We start from the raw sequence: 24,799 nt of genomic DNA, 5'->3' as shown, positions 1-24,799 counted from the left end.
CCCCGCGGCGGCCGCTCCGTTTCGACGGTTCCCCGCCCGCAAGACGTTGCGCAACGTCGAGCGGGCAGGGAACCGTCGAAATGGCGGGATGGAGGGGCGGTTCAGCAGCCGGTCAGGGATCGCCGCGGCCGCTCCTGCCGGTAGTAATAACGGGACACCTCAGAGAAACCTGCCCGGGAGTACAGCTCCCGGGCAACGGTGTTCGACGCCATCACGAGCAGCCAGTAGCCAGCCAGAGCCCCGTTCCCCGTGTCCAGCGCCGCTCCTGCCTGGAACAGGGCCTGCTGGACCCGGCTGGCGTAGCCGCGGCGCCGGACATCGGGCCGGGTGGCCATGCAGTACAGCCCGCCCCAGCTGCCTGCCGCACCGGGAACAACGGCAAGGCGTCCGACGGCGGCTGGCCCGCCGCCGTCGTCCCTCACCAGCGCGTACAGCGCCGGGCAGCCCGAGAGGATGGCACGGGCCGTCTCCAGTTCCGCGGCGCCGCCGCGGCCGTCAACGGACCACCACAAGTCCAGCCATTCCACCGACGGAGAGTCGGTGATTTCGACGCCGGCGCCACGTTCCGGGGCATCCCCGCCGGCCGCCGGTGCAGGGTCGGAGGCCGGCGCCGTATCAGCCGTCCGTACCATGATCAAAGTCTCCGATTGCCGGGTGAAGCCCTCGTCATCCAGGACGGCGTTCAGTTCGAAGCTGCCGGGCGTGTCAAAGACCTGGAAGATCACCGGCAGCCTGCGGCCGCGGTACCAGGCCCTGGCGTCCCGCAGCGCGGCAAGGCGCTCGCCCCTCGTGCCCAGGGGCTCCGAACGCGGCCAGATGGAGTTGGCACGCTGGGTGACGCCGTGTGCGGCACGGAGGACCCAGCCGCCGGACAGCTCCCGGTCCGGTGCGGGCCAGGCCGCATCCATGGCGGCTTCCAAATCCGGCAACAAGGCCACGGCACTCCTTCGTCAACGGCAGGAGGCTCCCCCGATCTGCGGTACAGATCCGGGGAGCCTCCTGCTCCTGGTTAAGCTTCGCGATTGCTCACGCGGCGGGCCGCGGGACTCAGTCGGCCTTCTTCTCTTCCGGCTTCTTGGCCTCGGGCTTGAAGTCGACGCCGGCCTCCTTGCGCTGCTGCCCGGTGATGGGCGCCGGCGCGTCGGTCAGCGGGTCGTGGCCGCCGCCGGACTTCGGGAAGGCGATGACGTCGCGGATCGAGTCCACGCCGGCCAGCAGCGCCACCACACGGTCCCAGCCGAACGCGATGCCGCCGTGCGGCGGGGCGCCGTACTTGAAGCCCTCCAGCAGGAAGCCGAACTTCGTCTGGGCATCGGCCTTGTCCAGGCCCATGAGCTCGAAGACGCGCTCCTGGACTTCGCGTTCGTGGATACGGATGGAGCCGCCGCCGATCTCGTTGCCGTTGCAGACGATGTCGTAGGCGTAGGAGAGCGCGGACTCCGGGTCCTGGTCAAAGGTGTCCAGGAATTCGGGCTTCGGCGAGGTGAAGGCGTGGTGCACGGCGGTCCACTGTCCGGCGCCGACGGCCACGTCGCCCGACGCGACCGCGGCAGCGGCAGGTTCGAACATGGGGGCGTCAACCACCCAGCAGAAGGCCCAGGCGGTGGGGTCGATCAGGCCGGTGCGGTGCCCGATCTCAACGCGGGCGGCGCCGAGCAGCGCACGGGACGGGGTCTTCTCGCCGGCGGCGAAGAAGATGCAGTCGCCCGGCTTGGCGCCCACGGCGTCGGCCAGGCCGGCACGCTCGGTCTCGGTGAGGTTCTTGGCCACGGGGCCGGCGAGCTCGCCGTCCTCCTTGTAGAGGACGTACGCCAGGCCCTTGGCGCCGCGCTGCTTCGCCCACTCCTGCCAGGCATCGAGTGCGCGGCGGGCCTGCGAGGCACCGCCGGGCATCACGACGGCGCCGACGTAGGGAGCCTTGAAGACGCCGAAGTTGGTGTCCTTGAAGAACTCAGTCAGTTCGGTCAGCTCCTGGCCGAACCGCAGGTCGGGCTTGTCCGACCCGAACCGGGCCATGGCGTCGGCGTAGGTGATGCGCTGGATCGGCGTCGGGATTTCGACGTCGATCAGGTTCCAGACAGCTTTCACGATGCCCTCGCCGAGCCGGATGATGTCGTCCTGCTCGACGAAGCTGGCCTCGATGTCGAGCTGGGTGAACTCGGGCTGGCGGTCGGCGCGGAAGTCCTCGTCGCGGTAGCAGCGGGCGATCTGGTAGTACTTCTCGAAGCCGCCCACCTGCAGGAGCTGCTTGAACAGCTGCGGCGACTGCGGCAGCGCGTACCAGGAACCCGGCGCCAGGCGGGCGGGGACCAGGAAGTCACGGGCGCCTTCCGGCGTCGAACGCGTCAGGGTGGGCGTCTCAATTTCGACGAAGCCCTCGTCGTGCAGCAGCTCGCGGGCCACGCGGTTGGCCTCGGACCGGAGGCGGATGTTGCGGCTGGGGCCGGGGCGGCGCAGGTCAAGGTAGCGGTGCTTGAGCCGGGCTTCCTCGCCCACTTCCACGTGCTCGTCGATCTGGAAGGGCAGCGCGTCGGCGGTGTTGAGGATGACCACCTTGTCGGCCATGACCTCCACCTCGCCCGTGGCCAGGGCAGGGTTTTCGTTGCCTTCCGGGCGCTTGGAGACCGTACCGGTCACCTGGAGCACGTATTCGTTGCGCAGCCCGTGGAAGACCTCTTCCTCACGGACCACCACCTGCGCCACGCCGGAGGCGTCACGCAGATCGACGAATGCGACACCACCGTGATCACGACGGCGGCCAACCCAGCCTGCCAGGGTTACGGTTTGTCCAATGTGCTCGGAGCGAAGGGATCCGAGGTCATGTGTGCGCAGCACAGCATTCCTTTCAGAAGGAAGACAGAATGAAGTTCAAATACGATCGTTGCGGAAACGATCCCGTCCGAGTTTACCCGTTTGAAAGGTTCCTGCCCCGCCATGACCAAGCACCAGCAGCTCCAACGACGGCTGGGTGTGGCCGACGCGACAGCCATCGGGCTCGGATCCATGCTCGGCGCCGGCGTTTTTGTCGTCTTCGCACCGGCCGCCCGGCTGGCCGGATCGCTGCTCCTGGCGGCCATCGCCCTGGCCGGCGCCGTAGCGTACTGCAACGCCGTGGCCTCGGCCCAGCTCGCGGCAAAGTATCCGCAAAGCGGCGGGACGTACGTGTACGGCCGGAAGCAACTCGGTGAGTGGCCGGGCTTCCTGGCCGGCTGGGGCTTTGTCACCGGCAAGTCGGCCTCCTGCGCGGCCATGGCCCTGACCTTCGGCCAATATGTTGCGCCGGGCTACGCCACCCCTGTTGCCATCGCCGCGGTGGCCGCACTGACCGGCGTGAACCTGCTGGGCATCACCCGGACAGCCTTCCTGACGCGCATCCTGTTGGCCGTGGTCCTGGCGACGCTGGCCTTCGTGGCCGCGGCGAGCATCCTGGGACCGCACGTTGCCGGCGGGACGGCTTCCGGACCGGCCTATGCAACTTCCGGACAAGCCGGGAGCTTCTGGGGCATCCTGCCGGCCGCCGGCCTGGTGTTCTTCGCCTTTGCCGGGTACGCGCGCATCGCCACGCTCGGCGAGGAGGTCAAGGACCCGGCACGCGTGATTCCGCGCGCCATCCTCGGTGCCCTGGCCGGCGCGCTCGTCATCTACCTGGCGCTGGGGGCGCTGCTGCTGGCGCATCTTCCGGTTTTCGTGCTGGCATCCTCCACAGCTCCGCTTCTCGACGCCGTGGAACAGTCACGGCTGGCCGCCGGAGCGCCGGCCGTCCAGGCCGGGGCCGCCGCCGCCTCGCTCGGCGCACTGCTGGCCCTCATCACCGGGGTGGGACGCACGGCCATGGCGATGGCCCGCGAACGTGACCTGCCCGCTCCCCTGGCCCGGGTGGGCGGACGCCACCCGGTGCCGGTGACCGCCGAACTGGCGGTGGCCGCCGTCGTCGTTCTGTTGTTGCTGACCACCGATGTGCTGACGGTGGTCGGCTTTTCCAGCTTCGGCGTCCTGCTCTATTACGCCGTGACAAATGCCGCCGCGTTTACCCTCCGGGACCGGCCGTGGCACGCGCCCAAGTGGCTCAATGCCGCAGGGCTGGCCGGGTGCCTGGTCCTGGCATTTACCCTGCCGGCCGCGTCGGCGCTCGGCATGGCGGCCATCATGGCCGCCGGACTCGCCGGGCGCGCCGTTGCGCTGGCATTCCGGAAGCGGCGGTTGGGCTAGCCGCGGGGGGTCGTGACTCAGGAAGCCCTGGCCCGCTAGGCCGAGGGCGCGGAGACGACCTGGACGCGGATGTCCTCCTCCGACGGCGTCCACGTCGCAGGATCGGCGTCGACCTGCACGCCGGAGCGGATGTCCTTGACCTGGTGCTTGCCGTCCTCGTCCGTGAACCAGACGAACGGGATGCCGCGGCGGTCCGCGAACTTGATCTGCTTGCCGAACTTCTCGGCCTTGGCGGCCACCTCCGCGGCGATGCCGCGGCTGCGCAGCTCCGTGGCAACGTCCTGTGCCTCGCCCCAGCTCTCGTCCGAGGTCAGTGCAACGAAGACTGCCGTGGGCACTGAACGGGAGGCCTTGGCCAGGTCCTGGCTGAGGATGCGCGAGACGAGCCGGGTCACGCCGATGGACAGCCCGACGCCGGGGAACTTCCGGTTGCCCTTGCTGGCCAGGGCGTCGTACCGGCCGCCGGAGCAGATCGAGCCGAGCTGCTCGTGGCCCACCAGGACGGTTTCCACGACGGTTCCGGTGTAGTAGTCCAGTCCGCGGGCGATGCTGAGGTCGGCGACGACCTTGCCGGGGACCCGCTTTACGGCGGCCTCGATCACCTGTTCGAGTTCGTTCAGGCCCTCCTCCAGGAGGTCGTTGCTGACTCCGAGCGAGCGGACCTGCGCCGCGAAGGACGTGTCCTCGGTCTTGATGCCGGCCAGCTTCAGGGCTGCCTGTGCCTGCTCGTCGGTGGCGCCGAGCTCGGACTTGAGGAGCTCAGCCACGTTCTCCGGGCCGATCTTTTCCAGCTTGTCGATGCTGCGCAGCACGCCGGCGGTGTCGGTCAGGCCGATGCCGCGGTAGAAGCCTTCGGCGAGCTTCCTGTTGTTGATGCGCAGCCGGAACTCCGGGATCGGGAGGGCGCCCAGCGCCTCGGCAATGACCAGAGCGATCTCGACGTCGTAGCGGAAGGGCAGCTCGCCGTCGCCCACCACGTCAATGTCAGCCTGGGTGAACTCGCGGGCACGGCCCTCCTGCGGGCGTTCACCGCGCCAGACCTTCTGGATCTGGTAGCGCCGGAACGGGAAGGCCAGATAGCCGGCGTTTTCCACGACGTACCGGGCGAAGGGCACAGTGAGGTCAAAGTGCAGCGCGAGGGCGTGCGGATCGTGCTTGCCCTTGGCTTCCTCTCCCTCATCGTCCTGGAGCCGGCTCAGGCCGTAGACCTCTTTGTCGATCTCGCCCTTGCGGAGCAGCTGGCCCACGGTTTCCACAGCGCGGGTCTCGATGGAGCCGAAACCGTGCAGCTCGAAGGTGCGGCGCAGCGAGTCCAGGACATGCTGCTCCACCAGCCGCTCCTCGGGAAGCCACTCGGGGAATCCGGACAGGGAGGCGGTGCGTGCCATGGTGGAGTTTCTCCTCAGGTAAACGAAGGCCGGTGCCGCTGCGCAAATTTCCGCAGCCATTTGAATCAAACGGCTGCGGCAGCGGCGGGAGTCCAGCCTGTTCTGCATAAACTTATGTGCGGCAGTCAGTTTATGCTTTCGGCGCCTGCATCTCTAATGCGGGAGCACGGGCGCTGGCCGGCTGCCGCAGTTCAATCTGCTGCAGTGCAATCTGCTGCCGGGGACGCCTTCAGGGGCCTGCCCGGCGGGCAGTCCGATCGATGAGGAGGACCCGTGGCGGCCAGTCCACGCGAAACACGCGAAGCCAAGAGGCGCATCCAGCAGATGGAAGCCAAACGCGAGCTTCGCCGTGACCAGGAGAAGCGCCGCAAGCGGGACAACCTCATAGCGGGAGGTGCGGGAGCCGCAGCGGTGGTTCTCGCCGTCGTGCTTCAACTGACTGTGTTTTCCGGGAACCCCACCGAAGAGGAATTCGCGGCCGCCGAGGCGGGCCTGGCCAAGCCGTCGGCCGCCCCTTCCGCCTCCGCCACCCCCACGGCAACGCAGACCAACGCAGCCAACATCCCCAAACCCGCGACGGCGGCCGGCAAGACGTTCACCGGCTCATTGCAGCTCAACCGCGGCACAGTGGGCGTGCAGCTGGACGGCACCAAGGCCCCGCAGGCCGCCGCCGTGTTCAAGTCCCTGGCTGACCAGAACTATTACAAGGGCGTCAGCTGCCACCGCCTCACCACCGCCGACAACTTCGGTGTCCTGCAATGCGGCTCCAAGACCGGCGACGGCCAGGGCGACCCCAACTACACGTGGGGCCCGCTGGAGAACACACCGGCGGACAACAAATACCCGGCGGGAACGATTGCGGTGGCCCGCACCGGCAACAACGCCTACGGCAACGGCACCCAGTTCTTCATCGTCTACAAGGACACCGTCATTCCGGCGGACTCCGCCGGCGGCTACACCGTCGTGGGGAAGGTGACCTCGGGCCTTGATGTTGTCACGAAGATTGCGGCTGCAGGTCTTAAGTCGGGCGAAAGTGGCACAGACGGCGCACCTGCGGAAGCAGTCACGATAGACTCATTTTCTCTGAAGTAGGAACCTTGGGCACCAGCGGCCACAAGCGACCTATGAATGGGTATCTTCCTCCAAGCGAAAGACTTTTAGCGGTGACAGACAGTCAGAAATCCGACGAAACAGCAGCCGAAGTGACCGAGGTCCAGGCTTCCCCCGAGACTGTGGAAGCGGGACAGGCGGCCGACCAGGCCGCCCAGCCCGACGACGCCGCCCAGCCCGACGAGGCCGCACAGCCCGACGAGGACGCCACGCCGGCCGACCAGGCCGAACCGGCCGGGGAAGCAGCCGCGCCTGAAGAGGCGGCCGCCCCTGAGGGTGACGCGCAGGCCGGCGAGGCCGGTCAGCCCGAAGAGGCTTCGCAGCCCGAGGCTGCACAGGAAGACACGGCCGCGGCGGAAGCCGCCGCCACCCCGCAGCCGGAGGCTGTGGAGGAAACCCCGGCACCGAGCCGCGCACCGTCACCGCGTCCGACGCCGGCACCCCGGCCCGCTCCCACGCCCGCCGCTTTTGCCGCCAGGCCCAAGGCCGGCCCGGCTGCCACCGTCACTCCGGTGCAGGCTCCGCCCGCCACGTCGCTGGCCGAGGCCGCCCGCTGGGGCCGCGTTGAGGGCGACGGCCATGTGTTCCTGACCATCGACGGCGAAGAGCACCCGGTGGGCCAGTACCCGGACGTCAGCAACGACGAAGCCCTGGCCTACTTCGCGCGGAAGTACGACGACGTCGTGGCCCAGGTTGTCCTGCTGGAACAGCGCGTGGCCTCAAAGGCGCCCACCACGGACATGCAGAAGACCGTGACGCACCTGCGCGAGCAGCTCGCCGAACGGAACATGGTGGGCGACATCCGTTCCGCGGAGGGCCGCCTGGACACCCTTTCCACCCAGATCACCGAACTGGAAAAGGCGGAGAAGGCGCAGCACGACGCCGTCCGTGCCGCCGAACTGGCCGCCCGGGAGGCCATCGTGGCCGAGGCCGAGGCGATCTCCGGCACCGATCCTGCCCAGGTTCAGTGGAAGACGTCCAGCGCGCGCATGAACGAGCTGTTTGAAAGCTGGAAGGCCGCGCAGAAGAGCGGCGTACGGCTGGGCCGCAGCAATGAGGACGCCCTGTGGAAGCGTTTCCGCGCTGCCCGGACGGTCTTCGACCGGCACCGCCGCGCCTACTTCTCCCAGCTGGACAGCAACAACTCGGCCGCCAAGGCCGCCAAGGAGAAGCTGATTGCCGAGGCCGAGGCGCTGTCCTCGTCCACCGACTGGGGCTTCGCCGCCGGTGAATACCGCCGGCTCATGGACGAGTGGAAGGCATCACCGCGTGCCAGCCGCAAGGACGACGACGCGCTGTGGGCCCGGTTCCGCGCCGCGCAGGACGTCTTCTTCAGCTCGCGCCAGGCTGCCAACGACGAGATCGACCAGGAGTACGCCGCCAACCTGAAGGTCAAGGAGGCGCTCCTCGAGGAGGCATCGTCCATCGTTCCGGTCAAGGACATCGCCGCGGCCAAGAAGGCGCTGCAGTCCATCCACGACCGCTGGGAAGAGGCCGGCAAGGTTCCGCGTGCGGACATGGGCCGGATCGAGGCCGGGCTGCGCCGGATCGAGGATGCCGTCCGCCAGGCCGAGGACGAGAAGTGGCAGCGCTCCAACCCGGAGACCAAGGCCCGCACCAACAGCGCCCTGAGCCAGCTCGAATCCGCCATCGCCGGCCTGAAGGATGACCTTGCTGACGCGGAGAAGGCAGGCGACCAGCGCAAGATCAAGGCCGCCAGGGAAGCCCTGGAAGCCCGCCAGGCGTGGCTGGACCAGATCCAGCGTTCGGCGAGCGAGCTCTCCTAAGCAGCGTCAGTTCAGGCCCCGTTCCGGTTATCCACATAACCGGGGCGGGGCCTTACCCGTTAATGCCGATTCCGGCAGGATGACGGAATGGCACCGTTTTCCCAGCCCCCTGTGTTGCAGCCCCCTGTTTTGCACACACCTGTTCCGCAGGCACCTTTGCTTCAGGCGCATGCCTCCCAGGCGCGGGGTGATTCCCCGCCGGCGGACTCCCCCGCCCAGCTGCTGGAACTCTACTCTCCCGGGTTGCCGTTCACCTGGCCGGAGCTCCAGTCCATGGCTGCCGACGGCGTGCTGACGCAGCTTTACCAGCACGGCTACACGGTTCCCGGGACTGCATCCTCGCCGCAGCTGCGGGCACGTGCCGCGGCCCACGGTGTGCCCGCTCCGGTCCGGCGGCGGGTGGTGGCGGGGCGGATGACGGCGGCCTGGATTTACGGGTGCGCCCGCGAGCCGGACCGGCTGGCCCTCCTGGTGGACGCCAAACGCCGGATCTCCAGCCTTCGTTCCACCCGCGGCTGCACGCTCCACGAGGTACGGCTGGGCCCGTTCGACGTCGTCAGCCTGGGTGGCCTGATGGTCTCGAGTCCGCTCCGCACGGCTCTGGACATCGCCCTGCACGTGGATGCCGAGAGGGCAGTGCCGGCCCTGCGGCTGCTCCTGGCAAAGCCCGAACTCGATGTCAGGCTGAGGCTCCTTGTGCTGGCGGTCGAGGCGATGCCCCGGCTGCCCCACAAGAACGCTGCCTTGGAGAAGCTCGCGCTGCTAGCTTCTCCGGCGGTTGCCCGTGGTCCGGTAGACGTCGAACACGCCGTCGATCCGCCGTACAGCACTGAGCACGTGGCTGAGGTACTTGGGGTCGCCCATCTCGAAGGCAAACTTTGAGATGGCCACGCGGTCCGTGGACGTGTGGACGCTGGCCGCCAGGATATTCACGTGGTTTTCGGAGAGCACGCGCGTCACGTCGGAAAGGAGGGACTTCCGGTCCAGCGCCTCCACCTGGATCTCCACCAGGAAGACGCTTGACTGCGTCGGTGCCCAGTCGACGTCGACAATGCGGTCCGGCTGGTCCTTGAGGCCTGCCACGTTGGTGCAGTCCGTCCGGTGCACCGAGACGCCCGAGCCGCGGGTGACGAATCCGAGGATCGGGTCCGGCGGGACGGGGGTGCAGCAGCGGGCGAGTTTCACCCAGACATCGCCCACGCCGCGGACCACCACGCCGGAATCCGAGAAGCGGGCCTTGCTGACCTGGGTGGGGATGCTGACCTCGGTGAGGTCGTCATCGGGTGTTTCGTTGCCGCCCAGGCTCTCGACGAGCTTTTCCATGACGGACTGCGCGGAGGTATGGCCGTCGCCCACGCCGGCGTACAGCCCGGAGATGTCGACGTACTTGAAGTCCTCGGCCACGGCGGCCAGGGCGTCGTGCGTCATCAGGCGCTGCAGCGGAAGGTTCTGCTTCCGCATGGCGCGGGTCAGCAGTTCCTTGCCGCGGTCGATCGCCTCTTCACGGCGTTCCTTGCTGAACCACTGCCGGATCTTGTTCCGTGCCCGGGCGCTCTTGACGAAGTGCTGCCAGTCCTGGCTCGGGCCTGCGCCCTCGGCCTTCGAGGTGAAGATCTCCACCCAGTCGCCGTGGTTGAGCTCGCTGTTGAGCGGTACAAGCTTGCCGTTGACGCGGGCGCCGATGGTGCGGTGGCCCACCTCGGTGTGCACGGCATAGGCGAAGTCCACCGGGGTGGAACCGGCCGGCAGTGCCATGACCTCACCCTTGGGGGTGAAGACGAACACTTCGCGGGCGTTGATCTCGAAGCGGAGCGAGTCGAGGAACTCGCCGGGATCGGAGGTCTCCTGCTGCCAGTCCACGAGGGAGCGCAGCCAGCCCATGTCGCCGTCGCGCGGGCTGCCCGGTCCGGTGGCGGTCCGGTTCGGCTGGTCCTTGTACTTCCAGTGCGCGGCCACACCGTACTCCGCGCGGCGGTGCATCTCGTGCGTCCGGATCTGGATCTCCACCGGCTTCCCGCCGGGGCCGATGACGGTGGTGTGCAGGGACTGGTACATGTTGAACTTCGGCATCGCGATGTAGTCCTTGAACCGGCCCGGCAGCGGGTTCCAGCGCGAATGCAGCGTGCCCAGGGCGGCGTAACAGTCCCGGACCGAGTCCACCAGGACGCGGACGCCCATGAGGTCGTTGATGTCGTCGAAGTCCTTGTCCCGGACGATCATCTTTTGGTAGATCGAGTAATAGTGCTTGGGCCGACCGGTGATGGTGGCCTTGATCCGTGCCGTGCGCAGATCATCGGCGATCTGGTTCCGGATCACGCTGAGGCTCTTTTCACGCTCCGGCGTGCGGTCGCCCACCATGCGGACGATTTCCTCGTACACCTTGGGATAGAGCGCCGCGAAGGACAGGTCCTCGAGCTCCCACTTGATGGTGTTCATGCCAAGCCGGTGTGCCAGCGGCGCGAAGATCTCCAGCGTTTCGCGGGCCTTGCGGGCCGACGACTCGGCGGATACGAACCGCCATGTGCGCGCGTTGTGGAGCCTGTCCGCGAGCTTGATCATGAGGACGCGGATGTCCTTGGCCATGGCCACGACCATCTTGCGGACGGTCTCCGACTGGGCAGCCTCGCCGAAGCTGACCTTGTCCAGCTTGGTGACGCCGTCAACCAGCATGGCCACTTCAGGGCCGAAGTCCGCGCGCAGGTCGTCGAGGGTGTAGGGGGTGTCCTCCACCGTGTCGTGGAGCAGCGCGGCCGCCAAGGTGGTGCCGCTGAGTCCCAGCTCGGCGAGGATCGTGGCGACGGCGACAGGATGGGTGATGTAGGGATCACCGCTCTTGCGCTTCTGCCCGCGGTGGCTCTGCTCCGCGACCACAAAGGCGCGCTGGATGAGGTCGAAGTCTTCCTTGGGGTTGTTCGCCCGCACCGTCCGCAGCAGCGGCTCCAGGATGGGCGAGTACGTCGCGGTGCTGCGGCCCGTCAGCCGCGCCAGGCGGGACCTCGTGCGCTCACGCCGGCCCGGGAAGGTGGGCCGGACACCGGAGTTGTCCACGGGGACTCCGGGCGCCGGGCGCCCGCCAGCCACCAGACCAGTCTGTTGTCCCTGGCCCGGACCGTTGCCTCCGGCTGCCGTTGGCGCCGACGTCGAACCTTCTTCCAATGAAGTACCCCTCACGACCCGTTTAATTATCCCAGTGTATTCCCGCTCCGGGCCCCACCGATAACCGCGTCCGTCACCAACGGCGTTGCCGGGTACACAGCCCGGTCCCCGGGCAGCCGCGCGGGGGCTGCGCAGACGCTTAAAGCAAAGACCGGACGCCGTCGCGGTGACGGCATCCGGTCTATGGGAAGTTACCTACGCTTTTGCAGGCACCCTAGGCTTTTGCAGGCTCGGCAGCCTTGGCAGCCGCGTCAGCACGGCGCTGCTTGACACGCTGGGCCTGCTTGACCAGCGGCGCCTCGCCCTGGCGAAGCCACGCGTACATCGGCGCCGCGATGAAAATCGTCGCGGCGGTGCCGATCAGGATGCCGACGAAAAGTGCCAGCGAAAGGTCGCGCAGTGTTCCGGCACCCAGCAGGCCGGCCCCGATGAACAGGATCGCCCCGACCGGGAGGATGGCCACCATCATGGTGTTGATGGAGCGGACCAGGGTCTGGTTGACGGCCAGGTTGACTTCCTCGGCGAACGTCCGGCGCGAGGAAGTATCGATGTCAGCCGTGTTCTCACGGATCTTGTCGAACACCACCACGGTGTCGTACAGCGAGTAGCTGAGCACCGTAAGGAACCCGATGATCGCCGACGGCGTGACCTCGAAGTCGCTCAGGGCGTAGACACCGGCGGTGATGAACATGGTGACGAGCATGCCCACGATCGCCGAGAGGGACATCTTCCAGGTCCGGAAGTAGAGGGCCATCAGGACGGTCGCGAGGGCTACGAAGACCACGAGGCCGATCAGGGCCTGCTTGGTGACGTCAGCGCCCCAGGTGGGGCCGACGAAGGTGGAGGTCACCTCGTTGTCCGTGACGCCGTAGGCCTTGGTGAGGCCTTCCTTGATCTTGAGGGTCTCGTTGTCGGAGAGCTTGTCCGTCTGGATCCGCATGGTGGTCCCGGCGACGTTGGCGACGCGCGGCACGCTGCCGGGAACGACGTCGTGGACAGCCTTCTCGCCCACGGTTGCCTCGGTGGTCTTGACGTTGGACACCGTGAACTCGGACCCGCCGCGGAACTCAATGCCCAGGTTGAAGCCGCCCTTGACCGCGGGGATCAGGATGGACAGCGCAACGGCCACGGCGGCCACGGCGAACCAGATTTTCTTGGCGCCGACGAAGTCGTAGGAACGCTTGCCGGTATAGAGCTCGTTACCGAATTTCGCGAAACTGGACATTACTTGCCCTCCTTGGCCGGGCCCTTGGAGGAACCGGCGAGCTGCTCCTGCTGCTCCGCGCGGCGGCGTTCAGCGATGGTCATCCGGCGCTCAGCCTCAGCAGCGGCACCGGTGTTCTTGGCGCGCACCACTGACGGCTTGTCCTCGGGGCTGCGGAGCCTTCCGGCGCCGCGGTAGAGCGGCACCGCGCCGAGGCGTTCGGGGTCAAGGCCGGAGAACTTGTGGCCTTCGCCAAAGAACCGGGTCCTCGCCAGCTGCTGCAGCGTGGGGTGGGTGAACATGAACACGACGATGAGGTCGGCGATGGCGGTCAGGCCGAGCGTGAAGGCAAAGCCACGCACGTTGCCGACGGCCACGAAGTACAGCACCAGCGCGGCCAGGAGGTTGACCGCCTTGGATGCCAGCACGGTCCGCTTGGCGCGCTTCCAGCCGTTCTCCACCGCCGACACCAGGCCGCGGCCCTCGCGGAGCTCATCACGGATGCGTTCGAAGTAGACGATGAACGAGTCCGCTGTCTGGCCGATGGACACGATGATGCCCGCAACGCCGGCGAGGGAGAGCCGGTAGTTCTCGGTCCAGCCGAGGATCGCAATGGCAAGGTAGGTGAGCGCACCGGCCACCACCAGCGAGGCGATGGTGACGAAGCCGAGCGCACGGTACTGGAACAGCGAGTAGACAACCACCAGCAGCAGGCCGATCAGGCCGGCGAGGAGGCCCATCCGGAGCTGCTCACCACCGAGGGTTGCGGAAATCTGCTGCTCGCTCTGGATGTCGAAGCTGATGGGCAGGGCACCGAACCGGAGCTGGTCGGACAGCGCCTTGGCGGACTTCTCGGTGAAGCCGCCGGTGATCTGCGGGCGGCCGTCGGTGATCACGGCCTGGGACCGCGGCGCCGAAATGACCTGGTCATCAAGGACAATGGCGAACTGCGACTTGGGGTCACTGCCGGTCTCACCGCCCGCGGCAACGTAGAACTGGTTGAGGCGCTCGGTGACCGTCTTGAACTTGGCCGTGCCTTCGGCGTTGAACTGGATGTTCACAGCCCATTCGTTGGTGACGGCACCCTGGGCGCCCTGCTGGAGCTGGAACGTCGAGCCCTGGATCTCCACACCCTTGACCTCGACCGGACCCAGGATGTACTTGATCGCGGGAGTCTGGTCGGTGGCAGGCTCGCAGGTGACCAGCGGCTTGGCCGGGTCGGAACGCTCCTGCTTGTCCTGGGCCGGGTGGTCACAGTCGAGGGCTTCGAACTGCTTCTGGACGTCCGCGGTGATCCAGTTCGAGTCGCTGGCGTTGGTCGGCTTGGCCGTCGGCTTCGGCAGCTGCGCAGCAGGTGTCCGCTGCGCAGCGGGAACCGCTGCACCCGCACCCGTAACGAGGACGGGGCGGAAGTTCATGTCCGCGGAGGCCTGGATGAGGGCGCGGGTCTCCGTGGACGGCGTGCCGGGAAGGCTCACCACCACGTTGCGGCCGGACTGCGTGCTGATCTCAGCCTCGGCGACGCCGGACCCGTCCACGCGCTGGCGGATGATGGCCACCGCCTGGTTGAGCTGCTCCTCGTTGATGTCCGAGTTACCCTCAACCTTGGGTGCCAGGATCATCTGGGTACCGCCCTCAAGGTCCAGGGCAAGCTTCGGGCTCCAGCTGGCAACCCCGGACATAGTGCCGCCCGCAAGGACGGCCGTCATGGCGGCCAGGATTACGCCAAGCCAGACCAGCACCCGAAGGGATGGTTTTCTGCGGCCAGTTCGTGCCATTGCCTATCTTTCTATTAATTGCGGAGGGCCGCCGGAGCGAGCTTTGTCGCACCCGGCGGCTCCGCAGCCGTAGACAGCTGTACTGCGCGGAAGCGGCGGACTAGATGTCCTTCTTGCCCTCGTCGTTGAGGCGCTTGATGGTTTCATCCGGGGTCTCGTCGGCCGTACCGGCCTTGTTTTCGGGAGCCAGCGTTTCCGGGGCCAGCGGCTCCTCGGCCGTCAGGGCGGACGCGTCGTCGGGAACGGCCTGCGTCTCAGCGGCGGCGGGCTCGACGATCTTGGTCACGGCCTGGCGGTGCACGGTGGCCAGGTTTCCGGGCGACAGTTCCAGGACAACCTTGTTCTCGGCGTCATCGATCGACACGATGCGGCCGAACAGCCCGAAGCTGGTCATGACGTCGACGCCCGGAGCGAACTGCGACTGCAGCTGTGCCTGCTGCTGCTGGGTCTTCTTGTTGCGGCGGAACATCATGAAGATGAAAACGCCGAGCATGAGGAACAGCAGAATTGTCATTGGATCCAAGAGGATTTTTCCGTTCTGTAACTTGCGTAGCTGGTTGACAGCGACGTCCGCTTTGCACCGGGCTGCCCGCCCGGACACGGGAGACCGGCCACGGGCGGCCCGCCGAAGCGGGACACGGAAACAAAGCCCGGACGCGCCGAGCGTCCTTCCAGTCTAGAGGGAAAAGCTGGGAGGGCGCTGCTATTGGGTGCTGGAAACCCACTCAGATGACGATTCCTCATCGTCCGGCCCGGCCCCGAACAGGTCAAGCGTTTCCTGGCCGAAGACCCCCGCCGGTACTGCCAGCCCCAGGTGGGTCCAGGCCGGCGCCATGGCAATCCGGCCCCTCGGCGTCCTGCCCAGCAGACCTTCCCGGACCAGGTACGGCTCGGCCACCGTCTCTACGGTCTCCGGCTCCTCCCCCACGGCGATGGCCAGGGTTGACAGGCCCACCGGGCCGCCGCCGAATTTGGTGATCAGCGCCTCCAGCACCGACCGGTCCAGCCGGTCCAGTCCGCGCTTGTCCACCTCATACATGTCCAGCGCGGCGGAAGCGGAGCGGGCATCAATCTGGTCGATGCCGTGGACCAGGGCCCAGTCCCGGACCCGCCGCAGCAGCCGGTTGGCGATGCGGGGGGTGCCGCGTGAGCGTCCGGCGATCTCGGTAAAACCGGCCGAGTTCACTTTCAGGTCCAGGAGCCCGGCGGACCGGCGCAGCACCAGCTCAAGCTCCTCAACCGAATAAAACTCCAGGTGGCCGGTGAACCCGAAGCGGTCCCGGAGCGGACCCGGCAGGAGACCGGCACGCGTGGTGGCACCCACCAGCGTGAACGGCGGCAGCTCCAGCGGAATGGCCGTAGCGCCAGCGCCCTTGCCCACCACGATGTCAACGCGGAAGTCCTCCATGGCCATGTAGAGCATTTCCTCGGCCGGGCGGGACATCCGGTGGATTTCGTCGAGGAAGAGGACTTCGCCTTCGGACAGCGAGGAAAGGATGGCGGCGAGGTCGCCGGCGTGCTGGATGGCCGGGCCGCTGCTGATCCGCAGCGGCGCGTTCATCTCGGACGCGACGATCATGGCGAGCGTGGTCTTGCCGAGTCCGGGGGGACCCGAAAAGAGGACGTGGTCTGCGCTGCGTCCGCGCATACGCGATGCCTTCAGGACCAGGGAAAGCTGCTTGCGGACCCTGTGCTGGCCCACGAAGTCGTCGAGGTTCTTGGGCCGGAGCGCCGCCTCGATGGCCCGCTCTTCCGGCTCCTCTCCCCCGGCGACCAGGGACGGCTCAGCCACGGCTGCCTACCCTGTTGCCGGCGCGGGCGCCGTCCTGGCCGAGCCAGCGCAGCGTGGTGCGCAGGATCTCGGCGACGTTGCCTTCGCCGGCGAGTTCCGGCGCGTCCGCGAGGGCCTTGTCGATGCTGCCCGAGGCGTCCTTTTCGGACCACCCCAGGCTGGTCATGGCGGCCACGACCTGCGGCTTCCAGACGCCTTCGGATGACGCGGCCGGCGCTCCGGCGGGCGTGGCCGTGCCGTGCGGAACCAGTTTCCCGGCGAGTTCCAGGACGATGCGCCCGGCGACCTTCGGGCCGATCCCGGGCACCTTGGTGAAGGTCTTGCTGTCCTCGGTGTGCGCTGCCACGCGGATGGCCTCGGGATCGTGCACGGCGAGGACCGCGAGGGCGAGCCGCGGACCCACACCGCTGACACTGAGCAATATGTCGAAAACTTCCCGTTCGTCGTCGCTCGCAAAACCGAACAGCGTCAGGGAGTCCTCCCGGACAATCAGCGAGGTGAAAAGCTTCCCCTCCTCGCCGGTCCGCAGCTTGCTGAGCGTCTGCGGAGTGGCGTAGACGCTCATGCCCGCGCCGTTGAGATCGATGACGGCGGTGGACAGTCCGACGTGCGCCACGGTTCCGCGGAGAAAACTAATCAAGGCCGGGGCTCCTGAACTTGCGCCGGCAATAACCGACTATCCGAACATATCTACGAATACCCTAGCAAGGGCCAGCAACATTCAGCGCGCACGGCGCGCCTTCGCCTCAGCCTCGGCCCAGGCGCGCTGGGCAGGGGTCAGCGACTGGCTGCCGGGACCGGTGGTGGCAACGGATGCACCGCTGCCGGCCCGCCAGGCGTGCGTGATGGCAAGGGCCAGGGCGTCCGCCGCGTCCGCCGGACGCGGCGGCGCATCGAGCCGGAGAATCTTGGTGACCAGCTTGGTGACGGCCTCCTTGTTGGAGGAACCGCTCCCGGTAACGGCCGCCTTGACCTCCGACGGCGTGTGCAAAGCCACGGGGATGCCGCGCCGGGCCGCGGCGGCGATGACGACGCCGGAGGCCTGGGCCACGCCCATGACCGTGCTGACGTTGAGCTGCGAGAAGACCCGTTCCACCGCGAGCACGTCAGGCTCGTAGCGGTCGAGCCAGTCGTCGATGGCGAGGGCGATCACCAGCAGCCGCTGGTCGAGTGTTTCCTCGGGGGACGTTCCCACCACGCCGACGGCCACCATGGTGGCCCGGCGGTTCTTTTCGACGTCCACCACGCCGATGCCGCAGCGGGTCAGGCCGGGGTCGATGCCCAGCACGCGCAGCGTCACCTGCAACCGCCCCGGTCCGCCACGCGGAAAATCACTCGGCTTCCAGCGCTGCCTGAACTTCGTCGCTGAGGTCAGCGTTGCTGTAGACGTTCTGGACGTCGTCGAGGTCCTCGAGGGCGTCAACGAGCTTCATGAACTTCTTGGCGGCATCAAGGTCCAGCGGCACCTCCATGGAGGGCACGAACTCGGCCTCGTCGGTGTCGTAGTCGATGCCGGCTTCCTTGAGTGCATCGCGGACGGCCTGCAGGTCCTTCGGGTCCGAGTGGATCTCGAAGTTGTCCCCGTTGTCCTTGACTTCCTCGGCGCCGGCATCCAGTACGGCCATGAGGACGTCGTCCTCGGTGAGGTCGTTCTTGGGCAGCGTCACCACGCCCTTGCGGGTGAACAGGTAGCTGACCGAGCCGGGGTCGGCGATGGTACCGCCGTTGCGGGAGATGGCCAGCCGCACCTCTGATGCGGCACGGTTCTTGTTGTCGGTAAGGCACTCGATCAGCAGTGCCGAACCCTGCGGGCCGCGGCATTCGTACATGATTTCCGTGTAGTCCACGACCTCGCCGGTGAGCCCGGCGCCGCGCTTGATGGCGCGGTCGATGTTGTCGTTCGGAACCGACGTCTTCTTGGCCTTGGTGACGGCCAGTTCGAGTCCGGGGTTGCCCGCGAGGTCCGGGCCGCCCATGCGGGCCGCGACTTCGATGTTCTTGATCAGCTTGGCGAACGACTTTGCCCGGCGGCTATCAATGATGGCCTTCTTGTGCTTGGTCGTTGCCCATTTGGAGTGGCCTGACATGCTTTACGCTTCTCCTCTGATCATGCGGATAAAAAGTTCATGCACGCGCTTCTCCCCTGTCACTTCCGGATGGAAGGAGGTAGCCAGCAGCTGGCCTGAACGCACTGCAACAATTCTAGCTGTCCCCTGCAGATCGGCCGCGTGGGAGGCATGCTCCTGGTCGGCCGGCTCCACCTGCGCCAGGACCTCAACGCCGGGGCCGACACGCTCCACCCAGGGGCCGCGGATGAACACCGCGTGAACCGGAGCCACGCCCTGCTCTGTGGCGCTGAACTCCAGGCCCTTGAAGTCGAGGTCGGTCTCGAAGGACTCGCGCTGCCGGCCGAAGGCGTTGCGGCGGACCGTGATATCCAGGCCGCCGAATGTCTCCTGCGGGTTTCCGGCGAGGTCTGCCGCGGGGTCGGCGATGTCGTGCGCCAGCAGGATCATGCCCGCACAGGAACCGTACACCGGGAGGCCGTCGGCGATCCGCTGCCGCAGCGGTCCGGCCAGATCGAAGGCGCGGGCCAGCTTGTCGATGGCCGTCGACTCGCCGCCGGGGATAATGAGCCCGTCGAGTCCATCGAGCTCGGCCGGGCGGCGGACGCCCACGCCGGCTGCGCCGGCGGTCTCGACCGCCCGGAGGTGCTCACGGAAGTCACCCTGGAGCGCCAAAACGCCGATGCGCAGGCCGGACCCGGGCATTTCGGCCACGGCGGCGGGGCGCGGAAGGGCGCTGGAAAGGGAATTGGTCATCTAAACAGCATAGTGTCCCGGGCACAAACCGGCGTTCCCGCCGTCGGGGACCCGCCACATTGCATGCCGCTGCTGGGATATATTACAGAGCATGTTTTCCCTCAGCGTTCCGCTCGGCAAGTTCGTCCGCCGGGTTTCCCGGCTCAGGGGCGGAGGCTCTGCATTCCCCGGCCTGGTGGTCGAAAAAATCGATCCCGGCTTCATGCAGCGGACCCTGTCCACCCTTCCCCACGGTGTGGCCGTGGTCAGCGGCACCAACGGCAAGACGACCACCACCAAGATGGTGGTGGAGCTGCTGGAAAGCCAGGGCCTGAAGGTGTTTACCAACCGCACCGGCAGCAACTTCACCCGGGGAGTCGCGGCCGCCCTGCTCGGTGATGTCGACTGGCGGGGACGGCTCGACGCCGACATCGCCGTGCTGGAGCTGGATGAGGCCCACGCCGTGCACTTCGTCAACCGGGTCCCGCCCCGCTACAGCCTGCTGCTGAACGTCCTCCGCGACCAGCTGGACCGTTTCGGTGAGATCGACAAGACCGCCCAGCTCCTCCAGCACATCGCCTCCAAGACCACCGGGACTGTGGTGCTCAACCGCGAGGACCCGCGGGTGGCCCGGATCGCCGACACGCTGCACGGCCCCGAGGTCCTCTACTTTGGCCTGGACGATTCCCTGCTGGGCACGTTCCCCAGCGACGATGAACTCCGCGCCGGGCCCGGCAGCCCCGTACCGGCGGTGCCGGAACGGCCCCAGGCCGACGTCGTGCTCCGCCGGGTGGGTGCCGATGACGCCGATTTTGAGTACGACGGCGGCATAGTCACCACCGGGATGAAGCTCCGTGGCGTCTACAACATCTTTAACGCCGCTGCCGCGCTGGCGCTGGCCCGCAGCATCTGCGGCAGCGGTGCCGCCACGGCGGACCACGGCACCCTGCTGAAGGCTCTCTCGGAGGTAGCCCCTGCGTTCGGGCGCGGCGAAAGCCTGACCGTGGACGGGCTCCCGCTGGACCTGGTCCTGGTCAAGAACCCCAGCGGTTTCCGGCTGGGCCTCAAGTCGTTCCCCTCGGGCGGCTACGCCACCATGATCGCCATCAATGACAACTATGCTGACGGCCGCGACATGTCCTGGCTGTGGGATGTTGATTTCGACTCGCTGCGCGCCGAGGGCGTGGACCAGGTCACCGGCTCCCGCGCGTACGACATGGCCCTGCGCCTGCAGTACGACGAGGTGCGGATCGGGGCGGTGGACACCGACATCCCCGCCGCCCTCGCCGACTTCATCCGCAAGGGCAAAGGCAAGCCGAAGCGGGTCTTCTGCACCTACACCTCGATGCTCGCCATCCGCCGTGAGCTGTCCAAAATCACCACAGTGGAGGTGGTCTCTTGACCCCCGATTCGGCCGCCGGCACCACCGCGTCAAAGGGAACCATCCGGGTCCTGCAGCTGTACCCGCGGGAGATGAATATCTATGGCGATTGGGGCAATGCCCTGGTGCTGCAGCAGCGCATCAAGTGGCACGGATACACGCCGGAACTGCTCGAGTACAACGTGGGCGACGAGTTCCCGGAGGGCGTGGACATCATCTTGGGCGGCGGCGGGCAGGACAGCGGCCAGCTCGTCATCCAGGACGACCTCCAGTCCCGCGGCGGCCTCCTCAAGGGGATGGCTGAGGACGGCACGCCGATGCTCCTCATCTGTGGGCTGTACCAGCTGTTCGGGCGCTTCTTCAAGACCCGCTCCGGCCCGGTCATTCCAGGCATCGGGGTTCTGAATATTGAGACCCACGGCACGGATGAGCGGCTGATCGGCAACGTCAAGGTCACCACCGCCGAGTTCGGCGAGGTGCTCGGCTACGAAAACCACAGCGGCCAGACCACCCTGGGCCCCGGCGTCGAACCTCTGGGGACGGTGGCGAAGGGCACCGGCAACAACAGCAGCGACGGCCAGGAGGGCGCCCGGTACCGCAACATCGTGGCCAGCTACCTGCACGGTTCCCTGCTGCCCAAGAACCCGGCCATCGCCGACTTCCTGATCCGGACCGCCGTCGAACGCAAGTACGGAACCTTCCTTCCCGGCGAACCCGACGACCGCTTCGCCGTCCTGGCCCGCGAGCACGCGGCCCGCCGGCCGCGCTAGGGAGTCACCAGCAGCTCATGCGCTCCGGCCTGCGCCGCGCCCATGGACTCCACCACCTGTTTGGTCCGCAGCCGGGTCTCGGCGTCTGCCGCGGGACTGGCGCAGACGCCCTGCGGGGCGTCCGCGGCCACGGAGCACCAGCGGTAGGGGCCGCTGACGATGACTGACGGTGCCCAGGCGACGTCGGAGGCGGTCCACTTGCCGGCACTGTCCTGGCTGAACTGTGCCCGGAGCAGGAGCCCCTCGTTGTTGACCACATACGCAGGCGACAGTTCGGTCACACCGTTGCCCAGCCCGTAGGCGATCCACGTCCCCTTGTACTTTTCGACCGGGAGCACCGAGTGCGTGTGGTGCCCGTAGACCATCGTGAACTGGCCGCTGTCCGCCAGCGCGTGCGCCACTTCCAGCTGCTGCGCGTTGGGGGCGCTGGAGTATTCGTCCCCCGCGTGCATGGCGGCCAGGACGACGTCCGCGCCCTGCGCCCTGGCCTCCCTGGCTTTGGCGATCATGGCGGGGGCGTCGAGCATGTCCACCTGCCACGGCTGTTCCGGGACCTGCCCGTTGAGCCCGTAGGTGCCAGCGATGACCGCAATCCGCGCGGCATCGGTCTGCAGGATAAGGATGCCGCGGGACTCAGCCTGCGACCGGTAGGATCCGGTGTGTTCGAGCCCGGCTGCGTCCAGCACATCCAGTGTCCGGGAGAGGCCCTCCGTACCCTGGTCGATCGTGTGGTTGCTGGCGGTGGTGCAGGCCCGGTAACCCACGCCCTTGGCGGCAGCGGCAATCTGCGGCGGGACGTTGAAGGAAGGATAGGCGGAGAATGGGCCAGCCGGCAGCGCGACAGGCGTTTCCTGGTGGCAGATGGCGAGGTCGCTTTGTTCGATGTAGCGCCGCTGGACTTCCAGCAGCGGACCGAAGTCGAGCCCCTTGATGCCGCCGGCCACGGCATCCTCGTGGGCCTGTTGCCAGAGCTGGGCGTGGACCAGCATGTCGCCGGTGACCAGGACAGACGTACAGCGGACCGCCCTGCACGCGGGACCGGCACCCGGAGTTGGCTGGGCAGTTGTGGAGGTGGGCGCGGCTGCGGGGGTGGGCGCGGCTGCGGCACCCGAGGTGGGGGCCGCCGTCGGCGTTGGAACGGAGTGGCTTCCGGATTGCGTGCCGGGCTGCGGCCGGGCATGCTCGGCGATCACGCCGCAGGACGCCAGCGCCACCGCCAGCAGCGCGGCGACAGCCGCCTATTGCACCCGCCCAGATCTGTTGTTGTTCCCCATGACCCCAGCGTAAGTCGGGGAAATCCCGGCGGCGGGCAACCGGTCCGCCGAGGCCCGCCAAAAACATTGTGCACCGCCGGGCTGCATGAAAGGGTTGCTTCATGACCAATCCCCTCCTGTCCCCCAGCACCCTGCCCTTCGGTCTGCCGCCGTTCGCCGACATCGACGACGCCCACTATGCCGAGGCGGTGGAGGCGGGGCTCGCCGAACACCTGGCCGAGATCCAGGCCATCGCGGACAACCCCGGGCCTGCCACGTTCGACAACACCGCGCTGGCCATGGAGCGGTCCGGCCGCCTGCTGGACCGTGCAGCGGCTTCATTCTTCACCCTGGTTTCGGCCGACGCCTCCGAGGCGATCAGGGAGCTGGAGACCGAGCTTTCGCCCCGGTTCGCCGCCCACCAGGACGCCGTCTACCTCAACCGGGCGCTCTACGAGCGGTTTGCCGCCGTGGACACCGCGGGCCTGGACGCCGAAGCGGCACGGCTGGTCGAGGAGTACCTCAAGGAGTTCCGACAGTCCGGCATCCAGCTGGACGACGCCGGCCAGGACCGGCTCCGTTCCCTCAACGCCGAGCTGTCCCGGCTGGGCACCGAATTCGGGCAGCGCGTCAAGGAAGCCATGAAATCCGCCGCCCTGCTGCTGGACAGCGCCGAGGATCTCGCCGGGCTCCCCGCGGACGAGATCGCCAGCGCCGCGGAGGCCGCCCGCGTTGCCGGCCATGACGGGAAGTTCCTGCTCACGCTCATCCAGCCCAGCAACCAGCCCGCCCTTGCTTCACTGGACAACCGGGGCGTGCGCCGGCGGCTCTTCGAGGCCTCCATTGCCCGAGGCAGCTCCGGCGGCGGCCTCGACGTCCTCGACCTCGTGAAATCCATGGTCCGGCTCCGCGCCGAAAAGGCTGCCCTGCTCGGCTTCGCAAACTATGCCGAACTGGTGGTGGACCGGCAGACGGCCCCGGACTTCGGCGCCGTACGGACCATGCTGAACCGGCTGGCACCCGCGGCCGTCCGGAACGCCGACGCCGAGGCTGCCGCCCTGGCCGAAAGCGCGGGCCACCCCTTGGAGGCGTGGGACTGGGCCTACTACTCCGCCAAAGTGCGGCGGGAACGGTACACCGTGGACGAGCAGGCCCTCAGGCCCTACTTCGAGCTGGACCGCGTACTGGCGGATGGCGTGTTCTTCGCGGCGACCTCACTCTTCGGCATCACCTTCCACGAGCGCAAGGACCTCACCGGCTACCACGAGGACGTCCGGGTCTGGGAGGTCCGGGACGCGGACGGCACAGAACTGGGGCTTTTCCTCGGCGACTACTACACCCGCGACACCAAACGGGGCGGCGCCTGGATGAATTCACTGGTGGACCAGTCGGCGCTGCTGGACACCAAACCGGTGGTCATCAACAACCTGAACATCTCCAAGCCGCCCGCCGGGGAGCCCACGCTGCTCACCCTCGATGAGGTCCGGACAGCATTCCACGAGTTCGGCCACGCCCTGCACGGGCTGTTCTCCAGCGTCACCTACCCCCGTTTCTCGGGCACGTCGGTGCCGCGGGACTTCGTGGAGTACCCGTCCCAGGTCAACGAGATGTGGATCATGTGGCCGGAGGTGCTTGCCAACTACGCCCGCCACCACGCCACCGGGGAGCCGCTGGCCCAGGACGTCGTCGACCGGCTGAACGAGTCCCGCCTGTGGGGCGAGGGGTTCGCCACCACGGAGTACCTCGGCGCTGCACTGCTGGACCTGGCCTGGCACGTCCTGGAGTCCGGGGGCGTTCCGGAGGACGCCCTGGAGTTCGAGACGAAAGCCTTGGCTGCCGCAGGGGTGGCCCATCCGCTGATCCCGCCGCGGTACCGGACGGGATACTTCCAGCACATCTTCGCCGGCGACGGCTACGCTGCGGGCTACTACTCCTACATCTGGAGCGAGGTGCTCGACGCCGAAACCGTGGACTGGTTCACCGAAAACGGCGGGCTCAGCCGGGCCAACGGCGACCGCTTCCGCGCGGAACTCCTCTCCCGCGGCAACAGCCGGGACCCGCTCGACTCGTTCCGCACCCTCCGCGGACGCGACGCCACCCTCGGTCCCCTCCTCAAACGCCGAGGCCTCGAATAAAATTGGAGTTTTTGTCCATTTGTCGCGACTTCGAG

20 protein-coding genes are annotated in these 24,799 nt (G+C 67.6%); 7 read left to right on the top strand and 13 right to left on the bottom strand.

From position 1 onward, the window contains the following. Window positions 1-101: 101 nt before the first annotated feature. The gene (locus tag R5O87_RS01070) at window positions 102-908 is read right to left on the bottom strand and encodes a GNAT family N-acetyltransferase (RefSeq protein ID WP_410557101.1); all 807 of its coding nucleotides are present in this window, start codon (window positions 906-908) and stop codon (window positions 102-104) included. Window positions 909-1,047: 139 nt separating this feature from the next. Continuing rightward, window positions 1,048-2,835 carry an aspartate--tRNA ligase gene (aspS, locus tag R5O87_RS01065; RefSeq protein WP_410557054.1) on the bottom strand — a complete coding sequence of 596 codons (1,788 nt, stop codon included), beginning with the start codon at window positions 2,833-2,835 and terminating at the stop codon, window positions 1,048-1,050. A 99-nt stretch (window positions 2,836-2,934) separates the two neighbouring features. Between aspS and R5O87_RS01060 the strand changes: the two genes are divergently transcribed. Then, window positions 2,935-4,209, top strand: a complete 1,275-nt coding sequence (locus R5O87_RS01060; protein WP_410557055.1) for an APC family permease — start codon at window positions 2,935-2,937, stop codon at window positions 4,207-4,209. Between the two features lie 35 nt (window positions 4,210-4,244). On the opposite strand, the gene hisS is transcribed toward R5O87_RS01060, so the two are convergent. Then, window positions 4,245-5,597, bottom strand: coding sequence for a histidine--tRNA ligase (hisS, locus tag R5O87_RS01055; protein ID WP_410557056.1), 1,353 nt, complete (start codon window positions 5,595-5,597; stop codon window positions 4,245-4,247). Between the two features lie 273 nt (window positions 5,598-5,870). On the opposite strand from hisS, the gene R5O87_RS01050 reads away from it, so the two are divergent. The 3 genes from R5O87_RS01050 to R5O87_RS01040 all read left to right on the top strand — a co-directional run bounded on the left by R5O87_RS01050 (window position 5,871) and on the right by R5O87_RS01040 (window position 9,376). Next, window positions 5,871-6,689 (top strand): peptidylprolyl isomerase, encoded by an 819-nt coding sequence (locus tag R5O87_RS01050; protein WP_410557057.1) that lies wholly within the window; start codon window positions 5,871-5,873, stop codon window positions 6,687-6,689. Window positions 6,690-6,760: 71 nt separating this feature from the next. Next, entirely contained in the window at window positions 6,761-8,494 is a 1,734-nt protein-coding gene (locus tag R5O87_RS01045; protein WP_410557058.1) for a DUF349 domain-containing protein, read from the top strand. 87 nt (window positions 8,495-8,581) lie between these two features. Next, complete coding sequence (locus R5O87_RS01040) at window positions 8,582-9,376, top strand: hypothetical protein (protein ID WP_410557059.1); 795 nt, start codon at window positions 8,582-8,584, stop codon at window positions 9,374-9,376. Here R5O87_RS01040 and R5O87_RS01035 read toward each other — a convergent pair. From R5O87_RS01035 to pdxT, 9 genes are all read right to left on the bottom strand, one after another. Continuing rightward, window positions 9,257-11,650, bottom strand: a complete 2,394-nt coding sequence (locus R5O87_RS01035) for a RelA/SpoT family protein (RefSeq protein ID WP_410557060.1) — start codon at window positions 11,648-11,650, stop codon at window positions 9,257-9,259. The two genes, R5O87_RS01040 and R5O87_RS01035, sit on opposite strands and share 120 nt — an antisense overlap. Window positions 11,651-11,864: 214 nt before the next feature. Further along, complete coding sequence (secF, locus tag R5O87_RS01030; protein ID WP_410557061.1) at window positions 11,865-12,875, bottom strand: protein translocase subunit SecF; 1,011 nt, start codon at window positions 12,873-12,875, stop codon at window positions 11,865-11,867. Then, on the bottom strand, window positions 12,875-14,632 hold the full coding sequence (secD, locus tag R5O87_RS01025) for a protein translocase subunit SecD (RefSeq protein ID WP_410557062.1): 1,758 nt from the start codon (window positions 14,630-14,632) through the stop codon (window positions 12,875-12,877). Before secD ends, secF begins: the two co-directional genes overlap by 1 nt. Window positions 14,633-14,732: 100 nt before the next feature. Beyond that, window positions 14,733-15,146, bottom strand: coding sequence for a preprotein translocase subunit YajC (gene yajC, locus R5O87_RS01020; protein WP_410557063.1), 414 nt, complete (start codon window positions 15,144-15,146; stop codon window positions 14,733-14,735). A 189-nt stretch (window positions 15,147-15,335) separates the two neighbouring features. Continuing rightward, window positions 15,336-16,424: a Holliday junction branch migration DNA helicase RuvB gene (ruvB, locus tag R5O87_RS01015; protein ID WP_410557065.1), complete on the bottom strand. Its 1,089-nt coding sequence runs from the start codon at window positions 16,422-16,424 to the stop codon at window positions 15,336-15,338. Next, complete coding sequence (gene ruvA, locus R5O87_RS01010) at window positions 16,417-17,064, bottom strand: Holliday junction branch migration protein RuvA (protein WP_410557066.1); 648 nt, start codon at window positions 17,062-17,064, stop codon at window positions 16,417-16,419. The genes ruvB and ruvA overlap by 8 nt, the downstream gene beginning before the upstream one ends. 81 nt (window positions 17,065-17,145) lie before the next feature. After that, complete coding sequence (gene ruvC, locus R5O87_RS01005; protein ID WP_410557067.1) at window positions 17,146-17,724, bottom strand: crossover junction endodeoxyribonuclease RuvC; 579 nt, start codon at window positions 17,722-17,724, stop codon at window positions 17,146-17,148. A 31-nt stretch (window positions 17,725-17,755) separates the two neighbouring features. Then, the gene (locus R5O87_RS01000) at window positions 17,756-18,511 is read right to left on the bottom strand and encodes a YebC/PmpR family DNA-binding transcriptional regulator (protein WP_190602648.1); all 756 of its coding nucleotides are present in this window, start codon (window positions 18,509-18,511) and stop codon (window positions 17,756-17,758) included. Between the two features lie 3 nt (window positions 18,512-18,514). After that, complete coding sequence (pdxT, locus tag R5O87_RS00995; protein ID WP_410557068.1) at window positions 18,515-19,246, bottom strand: pyridoxal 5'-phosphate synthase glutaminase subunit PdxT; 732 nt, start codon at window positions 19,244-19,246, stop codon at window positions 18,515-18,517. Window positions 19,247-19,337: 91 nt separating this feature from the next. Here pdxT and R5O87_RS00990 point away from each other — a divergent pair, with 91 nt between their 5' ends. Together R5O87_RS00990 and R5O87_RS00985 are read left to right on the top strand one after the other, a co-directional pair. After that, window positions 19,338-20,627: a Mur ligase family protein gene (locus tag R5O87_RS00990; RefSeq protein ID WP_410557069.1), complete on the top strand. Its 1,290-nt coding sequence runs from the start codon at window positions 19,338-19,340 to the stop codon at window positions 20,625-20,627. A 71-nt stretch (window positions 20,628-20,698) separates the two neighbouring features. Continuing rightward, on the top strand, window positions 20,699-21,376 hold the full coding sequence (locus R5O87_RS00985) for a type 1 glutamine amidotransferase (protein ID WP_462836428.1): 678 nt from the start codon (window positions 20,699-20,701) through the stop codon (window positions 21,374-21,376). On the opposite strand, the gene R5O87_RS00980 is transcribed toward R5O87_RS00985, so the two are convergent. Next, the gene (locus R5O87_RS00980; protein WP_410557071.1) at window positions 21,373-22,590 is read right to left on the bottom strand and encodes a CapA family protein; all 1,218 of its coding nucleotides are present in this window, start codon (window positions 22,588-22,590) and stop codon (window positions 21,373-21,375) included. The genes R5O87_RS00985 and R5O87_RS00980 overlap by 4 nt on opposite strands. Before the next feature lie 161 nt (window positions 22,591-22,751). On the opposite strand from R5O87_RS00980, the gene R5O87_RS00975 reads away from it, so the two are divergent. Further along, window positions 22,752-24,764 carry a M3 family metallopeptidase gene (locus R5O87_RS00975; protein WP_410557072.1) on the top strand — a complete coding sequence of 671 codons (2,013 nt, stop codon included), beginning with the start codon at window positions 22,752-22,754 and terminating at the stop codon, window positions 24,762-24,764. Window positions 24,765-24,799 lie beyond the last annotated feature (35 nt).

The sequence above is a fragment of the Arthrobacter globiformis genome, from assembly GCF_046536215.2.
Classification (GTDB): domain Bacteria; phylum Actinomycetota; class Actinomycetes; order Actinomycetales; family Micrococcaceae; genus Arthrobacter; species Arthrobacter globiformis_E.
The sequence above is the reverse complement of the archived record's forward strand: the minus strand, read 5'-3'. Positions and strand labels throughout refer to the sequence as shown.

Excerpts from the sequence above, each read along its gene's own strand:
- R5O87_RS01070 (WP_410557101.1), bottom strand. The coding sequence starts at position 908 with ATGGATGCGGCCTGGCCCGCACCGGACCGGGAGCTGTCCGGCGGCTGG.
- R5O87_RS01060 (WP_410557055.1), top strand. The coding sequence starts at position 2,935 with ATGACCAAGCACCAGCAGCTCCAACGACGGCTGGGTGTGGCCGACGCG.
- hisS (WP_410557056.1), bottom strand. The coding sequence starts at position 5,597 with ATGGCACGCACCGCCTCCCTGTCCGGATTCCCCGAGTGGCTTCCCGAG.
- R5O87_RS01040 (WP_410557059.1), top strand. The coding sequence starts at position 8,582 with ATGGCACCGTTTTCCCAGCCCCCTGTGTTGCAGCCCCCTGTTTTGCAC.
- secF (WP_410557061.1), bottom strand. The coding sequence starts at position 12,875 with ATGTCCAGTTTCGCGAAATTCGGTAACGAGCTCTATACCGGCAAGCGT.
- secD (WP_410557062.1), bottom strand. The coding sequence starts at position 14,632 with ATGGCACGAACTGGCCGCAGAAAACCATCCCTTCGGGTGCTGGTCTGG.
- yajC (WP_410557063.1), bottom strand. The coding sequence starts at position 15,146 with ATGACAATTCTGCTGTTCCTCATGCTCGGCGTTTTCATCTTCATGATG.
- R5O87_RS01000 (WP_190602648.1), bottom strand. The coding sequence starts at position 18,511 with ATGTCAGGCCACTCCAAATGGGCAACGACCAAGCACAAGAAGGCCATC.
- pdxT (WP_410557068.1), bottom strand. The coding sequence starts at position 19,246 with ATGACCAATTCCCTTTCCAGCGCCCTTCCGCGCCCCGCCGCCGTGGCC.
- R5O87_RS00990 (WP_410557069.1), top strand. The coding sequence starts at position 19,338 with ATGTTTTCCCTCAGCGTTCCGCTCGGCAAGTTCGTCCGCCGGGTTTCC.
- R5O87_RS00985 (WP_462836428.1), top strand. The coding sequence starts at position 20,699 with ATGAATATCTATGGCGATTGGGGCAATGCCCTGGTGCTGCAGCAGCGC.
- R5O87_RS00975 (WP_410557072.1), top strand. The coding sequence starts at position 22,752 with ATGACCAATCCCCTCCTGTCCCCCAGCACCCTGCCCTTCGGTCTGCCG.